This window comes from Phyllobacterium sp. LjRoot231, assembly GCF_964253365.1.
GTDB lineage: Bacteria > Pseudomonadota > Alphaproteobacteria > Rhizobiales > Rhizobiaceae > Phyllobacterium.
In genome coordinates this window covers 1,009,177-1,025,580 of sequence record NZ_CAXUQT020000001.1, presented here as the reverse complement: position 1 = coordinate 1,025,580, position 16,404 = coordinate 1,009,177, and the positions used below count along the sequence as shown (strand labels likewise).

At 56.5% G+C, this 16,404-nt stretch carries 16 protein-coding genes; 3 read left to right on the top strand and 13 right to left on the bottom strand.

Going from position 1 to position 16,404, the window contains the following annotated elements:
- Nucleotides 1-25: 25 nt before the first annotated feature.
- The 5 genes from ACSQ3H_RS04905 to ACSQ3H_RS04885 form a co-directional block, all read right to left on the bottom strand.
- Nucleotides 26-1,528, bottom strand: coding sequence for a xylulokinase (locus tag ACSQ3H_RS04905; protein ID WP_436116016.1), 1,503 nt, complete (start codon nt 1,526-1,528; stop codon nt 26-28).
- Nucleotides 1,518-2,609 (bottom strand): ABC transporter ATP-binding protein, encoded by a 1,092-nt coding sequence (locus ACSQ3H_RS04900; RefSeq protein WP_436116015.1) that lies wholly within the window; start codon nt 2,607-2,609, stop codon nt 1,518-1,520. The genes ACSQ3H_RS04905 and ACSQ3H_RS04900 overlap by 11 nt, the downstream gene beginning before the upstream one ends.
- 117 nt (nt 2,610-2,726) lie before the next feature.
- Nucleotides 2,727-4,181, bottom strand: a complete 1,455-nt coding sequence (locus ACSQ3H_RS04895) for an extracellular solute-binding protein (protein ID WP_436116014.1) — start codon at nt 4,179-4,181, stop codon at nt 2,727-2,729.
- Between the two features lie 43 nt (nt 4,182-4,224).
- On the bottom strand, nt 4,225-5,253 hold the full coding sequence (locus ACSQ3H_RS04890; RefSeq protein WP_436116013.1) for a carbohydrate ABC transporter permease: 1,029 nt from the start codon (nt 5,251-5,253) through the stop codon (nt 4,225-4,227).
- The gene (locus ACSQ3H_RS04885; protein WP_436116012.1) at nt 5,250-6,125 is read right to left on the bottom strand and encodes a carbohydrate ABC transporter permease; all 876 of its coding nucleotides are present in this window, start codon (nt 6,123-6,125) and stop codon (nt 5,250-5,252) included. Before ACSQ3H_RS04885 ends, ACSQ3H_RS04890 begins: the two co-directional genes overlap by 4 nt.
- A 248-nt stretch (nt 6,126-6,373) precedes the next feature.
- Between ACSQ3H_RS04885 and ACSQ3H_RS04880 the strand changes: the two genes are divergently transcribed.
- The 3 genes from ACSQ3H_RS04880 to ACSQ3H_RS04870 are packed head-to-tail and all read left to right on the top strand — an operon-like array spanning nt 6,374 to nt 8,898.
- The gene (locus ACSQ3H_RS04880; RefSeq protein ID WP_436119349.1) at nt 6,374-7,000 is read left to right on the top strand and encodes a glucose-6-phosphate isomerase; all 627 of its coding nucleotides are present in this window, start codon (nt 6,374-6,376) and stop codon (nt 6,998-7,000) included.
- Between the two features lie 30 nt (nt 7,001-7,030).
- Entirely contained in the window at nt 7,031-7,984 is a 954-nt protein-coding gene (locus ACSQ3H_RS04875) for a shikimate dehydrogenase family protein (RefSeq protein ID WP_436116011.1), read from the top strand.
- Between the two features lie 2 nt (nt 7,985-7,986).
- Nucleotides 7,987-8,898 carry an SIS domain-containing protein gene (locus ACSQ3H_RS04870; protein ID WP_436116010.1) on the top strand — a complete coding sequence of 304 codons (912 nt, stop codon included), beginning with the start codon at nt 7,987-7,989 and terminating at the stop codon, nt 8,896-8,898.
- Nucleotides 8,899-9,003: 105 nt separating this feature from the next.
- Here ACSQ3H_RS04870 and ACSQ3H_RS04865 read toward each other — a convergent pair whose 3' ends face one another.
- The 8 genes from ACSQ3H_RS04865 to ACSQ3H_RS04830 form a co-directional block, all read right to left on the bottom strand.
- Complete coding sequence (locus ACSQ3H_RS04865; protein ID WP_436116009.1) at nt 9,004-9,720, bottom strand: GGDEF domain-containing protein; 717 nt, start codon at nt 9,718-9,720, stop codon at nt 9,004-9,006.
- A 134-nt stretch (nt 9,721-9,854) separates the two neighbouring features.
- The gene (locus tag ACSQ3H_RS04860) at nt 9,855-9,992 is read right to left on the bottom strand and encodes a hypothetical protein (protein WP_436116008.1); all 138 of its coding nucleotides are present in this window, start codon (nt 9,990-9,992) and stop codon (nt 9,855-9,857) included.
- A 159-nt stretch (nt 9,993-10,151) separates the two neighbouring features.
- Nucleotides 10,152-10,937, bottom strand: coding sequence for an LssY C-terminal domain-containing protein (locus ACSQ3H_RS04855; protein ID WP_436116007.1), 786 nt, complete (start codon nt 10,935-10,937; stop codon nt 10,152-10,154).
- A gap of 169 nt (nt 10,938-11,106) precedes the next feature.
- Nucleotides 11,107-11,514, bottom strand: a complete 408-nt coding sequence (locus tag ACSQ3H_RS04850; protein WP_436116006.1) for a F0F1 ATP synthase subunit epsilon — start codon at nt 11,512-11,514, stop codon at nt 11,107-11,109.
- Between the two features lie 62 nt (nt 11,515-11,576).
- Nucleotides 11,577-13,214 carry a F0F1 ATP synthase subunit beta gene (gene atpD / locus ACSQ3H_RS04845; RefSeq protein ID WP_436116005.1) on the bottom strand — a complete coding sequence of 546 codons (1,638 nt, stop codon included), beginning with the start codon at nt 13,212-13,214 and terminating at the stop codon, nt 11,577-11,579.
- A gap of 18 nt (nt 13,215-13,232) precedes the next feature.
- Complete coding sequence (locus ACSQ3H_RS04840; protein WP_436116004.1) at nt 13,233-14,111, bottom strand: F0F1 ATP synthase subunit gamma; 879 nt, start codon at nt 14,109-14,111, stop codon at nt 13,233-13,235.
- 19 nt (nt 14,112-14,130) lie between these two features.
- Complete coding sequence (gene atpA / locus ACSQ3H_RS04835; RefSeq protein ID WP_436116003.1) at nt 14,131-15,660, bottom strand: F0F1 ATP synthase subunit alpha; 1,530 nt, start codon at nt 15,658-15,660, stop codon at nt 14,131-14,133.
- A complete protein-coding gene (locus ACSQ3H_RS04830; protein ID WP_436116002.1) occupies nt 15,660-16,220 on the bottom strand; it encodes a F0F1 ATP synthase subunit delta in 561 nt (186 codons plus the stop codon). Before ACSQ3H_RS04830 ends, atpA begins: the two co-directional genes overlap by 1 nt.
- Nucleotides 16,221-16,404: the final 184 nt, after the last annotated feature.

The following is a 16,404-nucleotide window of genomic DNA, read 5'->3' as shown; positions in this document are numbered from 1 at the left end:
CCTCTCGACATTTCACCGCTAGATGTCATTGGGGCAACCGGTCCAGATCGTCGTAGAGTGCTTGACTGTGTTTATAAAGTTTCTCGAAGAATATCTGCATGGGTGCGTATACATCTGACCAGCGCGGATCCGGCATAATCTCCTCAACATAGGAAACATGAGCGTCCACAGCCGTCTCGACGTTCACAAAGCGTTCAGTCGCTGTGGCGGCCAGGATGGCGCAACCAATGATGCCGCATTCAGCTTCAGCAGGCACAAGGATTGGCATGTTGTAGACGCTGGCCTTGATGTTCATCCAAAGCTTCGTCTTTGCGCCCCCGCCCGACGCGACTATTCGTTCAAGAGGCACCCCGGAAATGGCATCGAGAACGTTGATATGGCGCTTTACGGCGAAGGCAACGCCTTCAAGAACAGCGCGATGCATATGCGCAAGGCCGTGTGCCGCTCCTATCCCGAAATATTGTGCGCGTGCATTACGGTGCTCGCCGAGCCGCTCACCCACAAGATACGGCATAAAGAACAGCCGTTCCGATCCTGGCGGTGCCTCTCCCGCCCTCTCGACAATATCCGGATACGATAGCTGCTTTTCATGGAAGGCACGGCGCGCCCATCGCATGGAGTCGCCGCCGGATTCCAACAGCATGAATGCGCCCCAATTGCCTTCGACCGTTCCAACATTGCAAACGGCTGGATCAAGCAAGGGCTTCTTCGCAATGGCAGTGATGATGGCGGATGTGCCCATGACCTCAGATCCGATACCCGGCCGGCAGACGCCGGATCCCAGGAGCGCAGCCGGATAGTCTGCTGCGCCGACAAGAACCGGCGTCCCCTCGCGCAAACCGGTCTCGATCGCGGCTTTTCCGGTCACGTAACCAAGAATTTCTATCGGGTTGCGCAGTGGCGCTAGCTTGGTCCTTTCAAGCCCGAGAAGCCTGATCATCTTGTCCGACCATTCGCCGGTCCTCGGGTTCATTAGGAAGCTCGCGCCCCCGTCGGTACGGTCCATCGCAACCTCGCCGCTCAGCCGCAGATTGATGTAGTCTTTCGGCATAAGGACTGCAGCTGTCCGTTGGTAAGCATCTGCATCATTGTCGCGCAGCCACTGCAGCTTGAAGCCAGGCCAGGCGGGCGTCGCCGGATTTGCGCAATCGGCAAGATAGGTTTCGGGCAAATGCGATCGCTCGAAAGCTTTGACGTAACCGACAGTGCGTTTGTCGTTCCACAATGGAGCAGTATCGCGGACCAGTTCGCCGGCGTCGCCCACCAGAACCGTCCCGTGCATCTGGCCACAGGCGGCAATGGCATCGATATTGGAGCGCGCGTGTGGAACCTTGTCGAGCAACTCGCGGATCGTGGTGACAACGCCCTGCCACCAGTCGTCAGGCCGCTGTTCCGACCAGCCGAATTGCGGCACGATCTGCTCATGTTCCCGCGTGGCAATCACAAGGATTCTGCCCTTCGCGTCGACCAGTGCGCTTCGGACGCTGCCAGTACCTACATCGATCGCAAGCGTGAGCTTACCTGCCAAGTGTTTCGCCCGTACTCTTCAAAAACAGGTGCATCCTTTCAACATCGATCGGAATGTTGACGACATCGTCGGGACGGATCGGCGAGCCCGCGGCAACCTGCGCTGTGAATGCAACGGTCCCCGTCTTGCCGATGGCCAGAGTGTGGGGCCCCAGCGGCTCGATATCGGCCACCTTCAATGGCACCGTGGGCAACGAAGCAGCGGCAATCATCGTGTGCTCCGGCCGGATACCGAGAACGACGTCTTCGCCAACCGCGGCAGTCAGAGATCCGGATCGATTTGCGGGGATTGGAACCGCGACATCGCCACCCGCCCAGAAGCTGAGCCCGCTACCATCCCGCTCGAGCCGACCTTCGATGAAGTTCATGCTCGGTGCACCGATGAACGCGGCGACGAACAGGTTCTTTGGCGATTCGTAGAGCGTGATGGGATCGGCGGCCTGCTCGATACGTCCCTGGTTCATCACGACGACACGGTCGGCCATCGTCATCGCTTCGACCTGATCGTGTGTCACGTAAACGATCGTGGTCTTCAAACGGCGGTGCAGAAGTTTGATTTCCGTGCGCATTTCAATACGCAGCTTGGCGTCGAGATTGGACAGCGGCTCGTCGAACAGAAAAACCTCCGGCTGACGTACGATTGCCCGGCCGATGGCGACGCGCTGGCGTTGTCCGCCCGAAAGCGCGCTCGGCTTGCGTTGCAGATATGCGCCAAGATTAAGGATGCGAGCCGCATTTGCGACAGAGGTTTCGATGTCAGCCTTCGAAGTGCCTCGCACTTTCATACCGTAGCCGATATTCTCAGCGACCGTCATGTGAGGATAAAGCGCATAGTTCTGAAACACCATTGAGCAATTGCGCAAACCAGGACGAAGGTTGGTAACATCACGGTCGCCAATGCGGATTTCTCCGGCTGTTGCCTGTTCGAGCCCGGCTATCATGCGCAAGGTGGTCGTCTTGCCGCAACCAGAGGGGCCGACAAGGACGACGAATTCCTTGTCGGCGATCACCAGATCGAGCGGCGGAATGACCTCGACCTTGCCAAACGACTTGGTGACCTGTTGCAAACGCACTTGGGACATGCTGTGCCTTTTCATACGAACTCCGCCGCGCTGCTATAGCGACGACGGACGCTTCATTTCACATCTGGCACTATCCCGCCCGCGCTTCGGGCGGAGCGGGATAGCAGTTTTGGTCTCTTATTTTGCCGGCAGGCCCATCGAGGAGCGATAGGCGGCAAGCTGCTTGTCGCGACCAAAATCATCGGTCAACTTGTTCCACCCCTGCGCCACCGTATCCAGCGCCTGTTGCGGCGTGACTTCCCCGGCCAGTGCCTTCGACAGTTCGATCTCCAGAATTTCCGTATAGGAGAAATAACCCGGCAAGCGCATGTCAAGCGCGGTGTTCTTCGCGGTGACAGCATCCTTCTGGGCGCCGAGATATTCCTTGGCCTCACGCGGTGAGAAAATCTTCGACCAGAGTTCTGTATTGGTCGTATGCGAGATGCGGTAAGGATTGACGCCGGTACCGCCAGTGATCGCAGCCTGTCCCGAAACTGCGGGGCTGGTCAGGAACTTGATATAGTCCCAGGCAGCATCCTGGTTCTTCGAGGAAGCGGGAACCGCCGCCTGCCAGCCACCGAAGGCCATGAACGATGTCTGGATGACATGGTCGAACTTGTCCCACTTCTTGGTCTTGTAGTTCCAGATTTCGTCCGATCCAGGCAGCGAGGCCGAGCCGACATTGCCGGCAACCTTGGATTGCTTCGGGTCGGCGCCGATAACACCGGTATCACCCCAGCCAATCGATTCCGCCACCTGGCCACCGGCAAAGGCTGCATTCACTTCACCGAACGAGAAATTCAACGCGTTTGGCGGTGCAAGTTTCGAAGCGCGGATATATTCCTCCAGCCCGCGGACCCAGCCAGGATTATTGACCTGGGCATCCATCGTATCTGGATCGAAGAACATACCGCCGGGATTGTCCGGATGGCTGGTATAACCCGCGACGTGGCTGAAAAGGAACCAGAACTGCTGGCCGCCGCGACGGAAGGCTTCTGCTGTGCCCCAGAGGCCGTTAGCCGGTTGTTGGAAAAATTCAGCGATATCGAGATATTGCTTCCACGTCTTCGGGGGTGCCAGATCGTAGCCATACTTGGCCTTGAATGCAGTCTGATTTTCCGGCTTATCGAACAAATCTATACGGTAAGTATAGGTGTGAGCGTCGCCGTCCATCGTCTGTGACAGAACCCTGCCGTTCCACACCATCAGGTGTTCGCGATAGACTGGAGCGATATCCTCCCAATCCACGCCGGACTGCATGGCCTTGGGCATTTCGGAAAGGTAATCGGTGAAATCCGGCGCCCAAGCCGGCGCGAACGCGATTACGTCGAATGTGTCTTCGCCCGATGTCAGCGATGTTACGATCTTCGGGTAAAGTTCTGACCATGGAAATTCGACGACATTCACCTTGCCGCAAGTTTTCTCTGTCCAGCCCTTGGCGGCAAGCTGCAGCGCCGAGGCGATATAAGGCCCGGTTTGCGTCGTGGCAGTCAAAGTGATGCCAGTATAATCGGGATCGCAGGCAAGCGCAGACGATGCTCCCGCCATCGCGAGCAAGCCCGCGGCTGTAGTACTCAATAGCAATCTTCTCATGTTTTCCTCCCTGGAATTTACGATGATCGGTTATTGTGAATGCTTATTTTATTGCTCCCAAAAGCAGACCTGATCGCATCAGCCTGCTCAAAATCCCTGCCATGATGACCATGGGTATGATCGCAACCAGGGCGGCCGCCGAAATCGACCACCATTCGTCACCGCGCTGGCTGTTTTGGCCCGCAACAAGAATCGGAAGGGTCTGCCATCTGGTATTGGTCAGGAATAGCGCGAACAGAAATTCATTCCAGACGAACGCCAAAGTGATCATGAAAGTGGCGATCAGCCCCGGCTTGGACATCGGCACGACTATGCCGAAGAAAATCCTCCACGAGGGCACGTTGTCCACCATCGCCGCTTCCTCCACCTCAATCGGCAATGCGGCGAAAAAATCTCGCATGAGCCAGACCACAATCGGAAGAGAAAAGGCGACATAGGCAAAAGTCAGACCGATATAGGTATCAACGAGCTTGAACCCGATCTTTCCCATCTCGGTGTACATCAGGAACAATGCGAAAGCGGCGACGATCGGCGGAAACATCCGCTGGCTGACAAACCAGAAAACGATATCGTCATTGCCAAGAATGGGTCCTGGAAGTTTTAACCTGCTGGAGCCGATGGCAAGGGCGAGTGCTGCCACGAAGGCATAAATCAGCGATACTGCCTGTCCGAGACCAGCCACGTGGCGGCCCAGCAAATATCCGCCAAAAGCAACGACCACGAAAATGATGCCCGATAAAAGTTTGACCTCGAAGGTGAATCGAACCAGGGCATAGGCGGCCATCGAGCCGACCGCCGTAGCAATCACCGAAGCGGAAAGTCCGACGATCGTCGATGCGATGAATGTATTGTAGAACTGACCGCGCTGTCCCGACAGAAGTTCGCTCCAGGCGGTCAACGTCGGATCGAAATCGACAAAGGGTATGTAAGTAGGGCCCCCGACAACGCCCAAGGGTGACTTGAAAGAAGTAATTGCCACCCAATAGAGCGGAAAGAAGGTAAAGGCCAACCAAAGCAGGCAACCTGCAAGCGCCCACCAGCGTCCAGTTCCCTTGAGATCCCTCACACTCATTTGTGCTTCTCCAGATAGGGCTTCAGGATCGCAAGATAGACGAGGCCGATAACCGTGATGACGATGAGGAATAGGAACGACAGTGCTGAAGTGTAGCCGAGGTTGAACTTCTTGAAACCTTCCTGATAGGCGAACAGAGTCAGGGTTTCAGTGGAAATCCCGGGGCCGCCGCCAGTCATGACAAACACCGTGTCGATGATCTTGTAGCTTTCAATCAGCCGGATAAACACCACCGCCACCGAGATCGGCAGCATCATCGGAAAGGTGATGCCCCAGAATTGTTGCCAGGAGCTGGCATTCTCCAGCGCAGCCGCCTCGTATACGTCATCCGGCAGAGTCTGCAGACCTGCAAGCAGCATCAGCATGACGAACGGCGTCCATTGCCACACCTCGACGGAAATAATCGCGCCGATAGCCCATCTCGTCTGTGTCAGGAAAGGCAGGTTGGGAAAGCCGAAAACTGTCATCAGCTCGTTGAGCGGACCCATAGTAGGGTTAAGGATTTGCCGCGCGATCAACGCCACGGCGACCGGCGCCACCAGCATCGGCAACAAAAAGCTCACGCGGAAAAGACCTTCGCCGGGAACATTTCTGTTTAGTGCCAGCGCGACGGAAAAACCGATGACGTATTGCAGCGTCACAGCAATGAAGGCGATAATGGTCGTTGTCCAAGCGACATGCCAGAACCGTGGATTCTGCAGAAGTTCTGCATAGTTGCCGAAGCCTACGAACCTTGGCGGTATCGGAGGGACAAGCCGCAAACTCATGAAGCTGGTTGTCAGTGAATAGATCAACGGAAATATCGAAATCACCAGCACAATAAGCAGCGCCGGCCAAATGAAAAAATGCTTGATCGGATCGTTTCGGGTCATGCCGCACCGTTGACGCAGCGAACTGCAATCCAGAAGCGGGATACCTCAAAAAAAGCCATTTGCTCCTCCCATCAAGGACAAAATCCTCGATGCCTCCCCTTTTCATATGTAGCGTAATTACGCAACTTTTCTCCGTCAACACAATTTTAGGCGCAACAGAGAGATATTCGGCTTGCCTTTCATCGAGAAAGTTTTACTTGCACGGTATCGTCCCTGCATTTATGTAATTTTACTACCAAATACGGAGACTGATTATGTTGCGCGAACCCGTCGCCTGCGTCGTGGATCCATATGCTGGCGGAATGAGCGGACACACCGGGCGCTACGAAAAGCGCTTGAGTGATCTTGTTGGGCTTTACGAGAACGCGCAAGCCCATGCAGCCCTTGTGATCAGCCTGAATGATCCTGTGATCTACGACGTGGAAGATTTTCGACCGGGCACGCGTGGCGGCGACCTGAATTACGGCGTCACCCGCATGAGCCCCGGGCGCGTCGACAGGGAGTTCTTTCTCACGCGTGGCCATATTCACGCGAAAGCGGATCGGCCGGAGATCTATTACGGTCAACACGGTCAAGGCCTCATGCAGATGGAATCGCCAGCGGGCGAAACACGTATCGTCGAAATCAAGCCGCAGACTATCTGCTACGTCCCGCCTTTCTGGATTCATCGTTCGATCAATATTGGTCAGACCGATCTAGTGATGGTCTTCGCTTACCCATCCGACAGTGGGCAGGATTACGGTATCATCGAAATGTCGAATGGCATGCGCCATCGTGTACTGAGTGGCGGCGACGGGTGGGAACTGGTGGACAACACCTCTTATAACCCACGAACAGGCGAACAGGTCGCTGCGCTCATGAAGAATTATACCTGATCGAAAAGCCACTCATCCGGAGAATTGTAAGTGTCAACTTACCAATCAGCGACGAAACCCACCCTCTACTTCATCGGCGTTACCACCGGCAAAAGCTCCATCATGAAGGTGTTTCCCGCATGGGCCCAGTATCTCGGGCTTGAAACAGCTGTCATCAAGGGCATCGATTTCAAGCTTCATGATGACCCTGCTGCCTACCGCGAAGCTGTGGCGTTCATCCGGGACGATCCCCTTTCTCTTGGCGCGCTGGTCACGACACACAAGATCGATCTCTTTCGTGCGTGCCGCGACATGTTCGATGTGATTGACCCGCTTGCACAGTTGATGGGTGAAACTAGCTGCATATCCAAACGTGATGGCAAACTGATCTGTCACGCCAAGGATCCGATTTCTTCCGGCCTCGCTATCGATGGCTTTCTAGGCAACGGGTATTTTACCCGGAGGAGGAGTGATCTGTTCTGCATCGGCGCAGGCGGCTCGACGATTGCAATCACGTGGCACCTCATGCGCCGCTCCCGAGGCAAAGATGTTCCCGAATGTATCGTCGTCTCGGACCGCAGCCAGGAGCGGCTGGATGAAATTCGTCGCGTTCATCAACAGATCGAAAGCGGCGTGCCTGTAGAGTATATTCTGGCCACACAGGCGGAAGCCAACGACGACGTGCTGCGTACGCTCAAGCCGAACTCACTCGTCATCAATGCGACGGGCCTCGGCAAGGATGCGCCGGGCTCGCCATTGTCCGACACCTGCCACTTTCCCGAGCGTTCCGTGGTCTGGGACCTGAACTATCGCGGTAATCTGGTTTTTCTCGACCAGGCACGCGGCCAGCAACAAACCCGTGATCTGCAGGTCAAGGATGGCTGGACCTATTTCCTGCGTGGCTGGACACAGGTGATAGCCGAGGTTTTCGACATCGAAATCCCCGTAGGGGGGGCCTCATTCGATCGGATTTCCGCAATTGCTCTCGAAGCATCGGAGCGATAGGTATGCGTCGAGAAGCAAATAATATCGAACCTGACGTACACGCGGATCTCCGAAGTACCAGCGGACGTAACATCATAGAAATTATCCGCACCATGCGGACGGAACTTCGTAAGTCCGACCGCAAGGTCGCGGATGTCGTTTTGCAAGATCCTCAACGAATCCTCAACGCCACGGTCGGCGAGACCGCAACGCTTGCCGAGGTCAGTCAGCCGACTGTGCTTCGCTTCGCGACCGCGATCGGCTGCCATGGTTTCCAGGATTTCAAGATACGACTCGCGCAGAGCCTGGCCTTCGGCACGCCAGCTACCCATTCGGTCCTGCTCGACACCGATGAGCCGGAGACGGTGGCCGAGAAGATCTTCGACTACACCATGACCAGTCTCGACTGGGCGCGCTCCCATCTCGACAAGGCCGCGCTGCGCAAAGCCATAGATATCCTCACGCAAGCCCGGACCATCGAATTTTTCGGCTTCGGCGCGTCTGGCATTGTCGCCCGTGACGCGCAGCAGAAGTTTCCGCTTTTTGGCGTGCCATGCGGTGCACAGTTCGATTCGCACCAACAGATCATGGTCGCATCGATGATGAAGCCCGGCGACGTTGCCTTTGTGATTTCCAATACCGGAACAACGCGTTCCATCATCGAGATTGCCCGCATTGCCCGCGAAAACGGCGCAGCCGTTATCGGCCTCACTGGCTCGGAATCGCCGCTTAGCGGCTACTGCGATGTATCTCTCGTCGTCGAAACCCTGGAAAATACCAACATGTACACGCCAACTATTTCGCGGATCGCGGCGCTAGTGGTGATCGACATTCTTTCGACCAGTGTCGCCATGCGTCGACCAGCCGAATATCAGGCCCGTATTCATCACATGAAACGGCAATTGAGCGGCATGCGTAAGATGCAACCGATCTGATACACGCATTCCTGAACCCGAAAGTCTCCTGACCAACCTATTCGTTCAATCTGCAACTGGTTCAGTTGGTTATGACGCCATTTCATAAACGATGCGATCGCGTCCCTAGTTCTTGGCCCGATACAGACATTCGTCGGCAGCATTCACGAGCTCTTCAAGCGTCTGTCCGGGTTCGTGGAAAGAAACGCCGATGCTAACGGTTAGGGACAACTCTTTCGGGCCAACCTTTGGTGAAATTCCCCGCATATCGAGCAATATTCCGTGGGCTACCCACGCAGCTTTGCCGTAATCCGCATCAGCAAGAAAAACTGCAAATTCTTCGCCGCCGAAACGGGCGCCCACGTCGCGCCTGCCTAGTCTCTTTCCAATGAGTGAACCCATTTCCTGAAGCACATCGTCGCCAACTGCATGCCCGAAGCTATCGTTGACCGACTTGAAATGATCTGCGTCTATATAAAGAACAGCACCAGCACTAAGGGCAGGATTGTTGCGAAGGATCATTTGCTCGACGCGCAAATAAAACTCATGACGCGTCGAAAGCCCTGTCATACCGTCTTTGCGGAATGCGATATCGAGTTCGTGCGCCATGACCTTCAGCCGATAGTTCAATCCGACCAGAAATGCCCCGAGCGGCCCTCCGACGACGATAACGATAAGCGTTGTCGCAAGGATCGTCTTGTCAAGACTGTCGTATCCGCCCATCTCGAAGAAGAGGGCAGCCAAGCAATTGGCCAGTATACAGCCCAAGCCAAGCAAAAGCAGGATTTGCCTGAGAGGCGATAGCTCCCCAAACATCGTCATCCAGCGATTGAAAGTCTTCATAGATGCCTTCCAGACTTGCGGTCGGCATTTATATTCTTGGAAAGTGAAATATGCGGTAAATGAATCCTCCGACATCAGTCGAAAGATTCGCCGACCTGACAAACGTTCACTCCTCGATGGTGTAGCGTTGCGCGTCAGGCTGGATCTGCTCCCATGACAAGGCCTTCAATGTCGTGCTTCTGGGTAACGGGCACGAGTTTGTCGACTACACGGCAAACGAGATGTTCCCAAACAGACTGAGGCAGGCTGTCGTAGTAATTCTGCGTTACCATCAGATCGTGCAGTTCAGCGTGCCCCGCGCCCCTGGAGCATCGACGCCGAGCACCATCACTGGACGGGCAATCGGCGACTCATGCTCGGTTCCGCGGTGTACCGTCAGCGCCGAGCGGCAGGATCCCAGCTAAGCCCACTGCTACTTGGAATTAAACGAGCTAGCCCCCGAGCGCGTTCTTGACCCCCTGCCATGCGCTATCCTTGGCTTGAATGAGAGGCGGTGACGCGAGCATCCGGGGTGGTTCGCTTCGACGCTGTCCACCATGAACCAAGGTGAGCATGCGGATTTCGCCGTCGGTGTAGTAGCGGCTTCCCTCGCCATTGCGCCCGTTAAGGGTTGGCCCGACACCCGAGACCTGATAGATCACTTCCACCATGCCGGCCCGCGTAAGACTATTGGAAAAATAGTCACGCTCGGCATCGATATCCGGCGCAATGTCATGCGTTACCTGACCGGTATATTCGCTGAAACCAACGCGTTGGTCGAAGGTTGCGGAACCCAGCCAGACGGGCCGTTGTTCGGCCCCTGTTTCAAGGACCTTCCACAAGCGTACATGATGGCGTTGCTTTGCACTGCTGCCAACCGGCATTTCGTAAGCGAGATCCTCACGCCTGCCCTCATAAAATAGTGGGCTGACCGGAGCCTTATCGTAAGGCCGGTCGAGCATCACGCTTCCGATGATATCTATGCTCGAGCGCAATGTGATCGGGTCTGCGGGATACCAGCCGCTCGCATGCATGGCTCTGATGACATCTTCTCGCGCACCGACCAGACCGACGTTCAAAGGATCGCCCGGAATGCCCCGTGCAGTTTTCGTCACCATCGGATGATTGGCAAGGTCTGGCTGCCGCTCATAGTGAGCCCAGACTGCAGGAAGAGCCACATATGCAAGCAGAAGGTAAAAAGCGATGACGATCGCGGCACCAACGACTAGTCGCCTCATCTCCCCCTCCGACCCTCATCGCGTTCTGTTGGACGGAGCTTATCGCGATAATTTGGGAAAGAACATGGTCTAGCATTAGACCCGAAGCCTCAATCGTAGGTCCAGTCATTATACCATAAAAAAAGCGGGCCAGTGCCCGCTTCCATATTCAAACACCAGTGTCCCACAATCAAGCAGCCTTGATGGCTTCCTCGAGTGTCTTCAGCTGGCCCAGAAGGTCTTCTGCCTTGGCCCGATCTTCGCGGGTCGTCGCGTCTTCGAAGTCTTCCTGGGCATCCTTTATACGGTTCTGCAACTCATCAGCCTTTATATCGGCGACGTGTACCGCCGATTCCGCGAGGAGCGTGCAGCCATCGGGCGTGATATCGACAAACCCGCCGAAGACCACATAGCTGTCCGGCTTGCCATCAGGCGTCTTCACGGTGACGACGCCCGGCTTCACGGTTGCCATCAGTGGCGCATGGTGCGCCATGACGGTCATGTAGCCCTCCGTACCCGGAACCACGACTTCAATGATCTGCTCTGAAAGAAGCAGACGCTCTGGTGAGACGAGTTCGAATTGAAAGGCTTCTGCCATGATATTCACTCAAGTTCCTGTGGGCGAAAAGGGCGGGCCGCAGCCCGCCGTCAGTCTTGTCGTTAAGCTGCCTCTGCAGCCAGACGCTGTGCCTTTTCAATCGCCTCGTCGATAGAGCCGACCATGTAGAACGCTGCTTCCGGCAGATGGTCATAGTCACCGTTGCAAAGGCCCTTGAAGCCCTTGATCGTGTCGGCCAGATCAACCAGCTTGCCCGGCGAACCGGTGAAGATTTCAGCGACGAAGAACGGCTGCGACAGGAAGCGTTCGATCTTGCGGGCGCGGGCGACAGCAATCTTGTCTTCTTCCGAAAGCTCGTCCATGCCGAGGATGGCGATGATATCCTGAAGCGACTTGTAGCGCTGCAGGATCGACTGAACCTGACGAGCGGTCTGGTAGTGCTCGTCACCGACGATCAGCGGATCAAGCATGCGCGATGTCGAGTCGAGCGGATCCACAGCCGGATAAATGCCCTTTTCAGAGATCGCGCGATTGAGAACCGTCGTCGCATCAAGGTGGGCAAAGGACGTCGCGGGCGCCGGATCGGTCAAATCGTCGGCGGGCACGTAAATGGCCTGAACCGAGGTGATCGAACCCTTGTGCGTCGTGGTGATGCGTTCCTGCATCTGACCCATGTCAGTCGCCAGTGTAGGCTGATAGCCCACCGCGGACGGGATACGGCCAAGCAGAGCGGACACTTCGGAACCGGCCTGCGTAAAGCGGAAGATATTGTCCACGAAGAACAGAACGTCCTGGCCCTGATCGCGGAAATGCTCGGCAACTGTCAGACCCGACAGAGCAACACGGGCGCGTGCCCCTGGCGGCTCGTTCATCTGACCATAGACGAGCGCAGCCTTGGACCCTTCGCCGCCGCCTTCCTTGTTCACACCGGATTCGATCATCTCGTGATAAAGATCGTTGCCTTCGCGGGTACGTTCACCCACACCGGCGAATACCGAATAGCCGCCGTGCGCCTTGGCGACGTTGTTGATCAGTTCCATGATGAGAACGGTCTTGCCAACGCCCGCACCGCCGAAGAGGCCGATCTTGCCGCCGCGCGCATAAGGCGCGAGCAGGTCTACGACCTTGATGCCGGTGACGAGAATCTGGGCTTCCGTCGATTGCTCGACATATTCAGGGGCCGGCTGGTGGATGGCGCGGGAAAGCTTGGTCTTGATCGGACCTGCTTCGTCCACTGGCTCACCGATCACGTTCATGATGCGGCCGAGGGTTTCCTCACCGACCGGCACCATGATGGGCGAACCTGTATCGTAGACAACCTGACCGCGAACCAGACCTTCCGTCGAGTCCATGGCGATCGTGCGAACTGTGTTCTCACCGAGATGCTGCGCGACTTCGAGAACAAGGCGGTTGCCGAGATTGTCGGTTTCCAGAGCGTTCAGGATCTGTGGCAGGACACCACCATCGAAGGCAACGTCGACGACGGCGCCGATGACCTGACTAACGCGTCCGGCAACGCCGGTTGCCTTGAGCGCGGTCTTCGGTGTAGCGGTCTTTGTCGCCTTGGCTGGCGCAGCGGTCTTTGCTGCTGGAGCGGCCTTGGCGGCAGTCTTGGGTGCGGCGGCTTTCGCCACCGGCTTCACGGCTTCAGCCTTGGCTGCCGCCTTCGGTGCAGCTGCCTTTGCTGCCGGAGCAGCCTTGGCGGCTGCGGATGTTTTCGGGGTCGCTGCTTTAGCCATCGATCCTTACCTTCGCGATTAGAGCGCTTCCGCGCCCGAAATGATTTCAATCAGTTCTTTGGTGATCTGGGCCTGACGCTGGCGGTTGTACGACATTGTCAGCTTGTTGATCATGTCACCGGCATTGCGGGTTGCATTGTCCATGGCGGACATGCGAGCACCCTGTTCCGATGCCGCGTTTTCAAGGAGAGCGCGGAAAACCTGGACGGAAATATTGCGCGGGATCAAATCGCCGAGAATGGCTGCCGGATCCGGCTCATATTCATAGACTGCATCGCCTGCGCTCTCCGGCTCGACATCGCCAATGGCGTTGGCAGGGATCAGCTGCTGGGCGGTCGGGATCTGCGCAATCACCGACTTGAATTCCGAATAGAACAGCGTGGCAACGTCAAACGCGCCTTCATTGAAGAGCGTAATGATCTTGTGGCCGATCTCGTCGGCATTGACAAAACCAAGGGTTTTGACTTCGCGCAGATTGACGTGATCGATAATGTTCCGGCCGAGATCACGGCGCAGGATATCCGCGCCTTTCTTCCCGACAGTGATGATCTTCACCGTCTTGCCATCGGCAATCAGCCGGCGCGCATGATCGCGGGCCAGACGCGCAATCTGCGCGTTGAAACCGCCGCACAAGCCACGCTCGGAGGTGCAGACAATAAGCAGATGCACATCGTCCTTGCCGGTTCCGCTCATCAGCACGGGCGCGTCGTCGCCATCGACATTGGAAGCGATGTTCGCCAGCACCGCAGCCATGCGCTGCGAATAGGGACGAGCGGCTTCCGCAGCTTCCTGCGCACGACGCAGCTTCGCCGCGGCGACCATCTGCATCGCCTTGGTGATCTTCTGCGTCGCCTTGACCGAGGCGATCCGGTTTCTCAGATCCTTTAACGAAGGCATCCGTTCATCCCGTCAATGGTTAAGCGAAAGACTTGGCAAAGCCGTCAACAGCGGCCTTGAGCTTGCCTTTGGTATCGTCGCTGATCTGCTTTTCCTTGGCGATCGTGGCAAGAACATCCTTATGTTCCGTACGCAGCCATGTGAGCAGACCCTGCTCGAAACTATTGACCTGATTGACGGCGAGCTTGTCGAGATAGCCATTGACGCCGGCATAGATCACCGCGACCTGCTCTTCCGTCTTCAGCGGCGAGAATTGCGGCTGCTTCAGGAGCTCGGTCAGGCGCGCACCACGGTTGAGCAAACGCTGCGTCGAAGCATCGAGATCGGAACCGAACTGGGCAAACGCCGCCATTTCACGGTACTGGGCAAGCTCACCCTTGATCGAACCGGCTACCTGCTTCATCGCCTTGATCTGCGCCGCAGAACCAACACGGGAAACCGACAGACCGACGTTCACGGCCGGACGAATGCCCTGATAGAACAAGTTGGTCTCGAGGAATATCTGGCCGTCGGTGATCGAGATCACGTTGGTCGGGATATAGGCGGAAACGTCGTTCGCCTGTGTCTCAATGACAGGCAGGGCAGTCAGCGAACCGGCGCCATTATCTTCATTGAGCTTGGCAGAGCGTTCCAACAGACGGGAGTGCAGATAGAAAACGTCGCCGGGATAGGCTTCGCGACCCGGAGGACGACGCAACAGCAGCGACATCTGGCGGTAAGCCACGGCCTGCTTGGATAGATCGTCATAGCCGATCAACGCATGCATTCCGTTGTCACGGAAATATTCGCCCATCGTGCAACCGGCAAACGGTGCCAAGTACTGCATCGGAGCAGGATCGGAAGCTGTCGCAGCAACGATGATCGAATACTCGAGAGCGCCGCGCTCTTCGAGAATCTTGACGAACTGCGCAACCGTCGAACGCTTCTGGCCGATAGCGACATAGACGCAATACAGCTTTTCGCTCTCGTTACCGGCATCGTGAGCCGGCTTCTGATTGAGGAATGTATCGAGAATAATCGCGGTCTTACCGGTCTGGCGATCGCCAATGACCAGCTCGCGCTGGCCGCGGCCGACCGGGATCAGCGCGTCGATAGCCTTGAGGCCGGTCGACATCGGCTCATGCACCGACTTGCGCGGGATGATGCCGGGCGCCTTGACGTCAACGCGCGAACGCTGTGCTGCCTTGATAGGACCCTTGCCGTCGATCGGATTGCCAAGCGCGTCGACAACGCGGCCGAGCAGCTCCTTGCCGACAGGAACATCGACGATGGCGCCGGTCCGCTTGACGGTGTCGCCTTCCTTGATGTCACGGTCCGAACCGAAAATAACGACACCGACATTGTCGCTTTCGAGGTTCAAAGCCATGCCACGGGTACCACCCGGGAACTCGACCATTTCACCGGCCTGAACATTGTCCAGACCATATACACGAGCAATACCGTCACCGACGGACAGAACCTGACCGACTTCGGAGACTTCTGCCTCCTGGCCGAAATTCTTGATTTGCTCTTTCAGGATTGCGGAAATTTCCGCGGCGCGGATGTCCATCAGCCGACCTCTTTCAGTGCAAGCTTAAGCGAAGAAAGTTTTGTGCGAAGCGAAGTGTCGATCTGGCGGGACCCCAACTTGATGATGAGACCTCCAAGGATCGACGGATCTACAGTGACATTGATTGTCACGTCCTTGCCGGCGACGCTTTTCAGCGTGGCCTTCAATTCTGTCTGCTGCGCCGCCGTCAGGGCATGCGCGGAAGTAACGTCCGCCGAAACTTCGCCGCGCTGGGCGCTGGCGATCTGGCGAAATGACTGGATCATGGCAGGCACTGCGAACAGGCGCCGATTCTGCGCGACGACGCGCAGGAAATTGCCGACGAGTCCGCCGATCTTGGCCTTTGCGAGGATCGCGGAAATCGCCTTGACCTGATCGCCGGACGAGAAAACCGGGCTTGCAACAAGCCGCTTCAGATCGGCGCTGCCATTGATGAGAGCCTCGAATTCACCGAGATTCTTCTCCACCTCAGCAACGGATTTCGTCTCCAACGCGAGGTCGAACAACGAACCCGCGTAACGCTGGGCAACACCGGTAATGAGCGACGAAGTTTCTGCCACGAACGACAAGCTCTCTGCGTTGGAGCCAAAAATCAGGAAACCGGAAGGAAATTTCGGTCAAATCTTTGGCATTATTGATTTTTTTACCGCCGAAGGCACAACCCGAGAGCCGTATCCGACGAGATTTGAATGCCGTCTAGCATAGGAACACAGGACTCGCAACACGCGAATCCCCTAAAAAGGC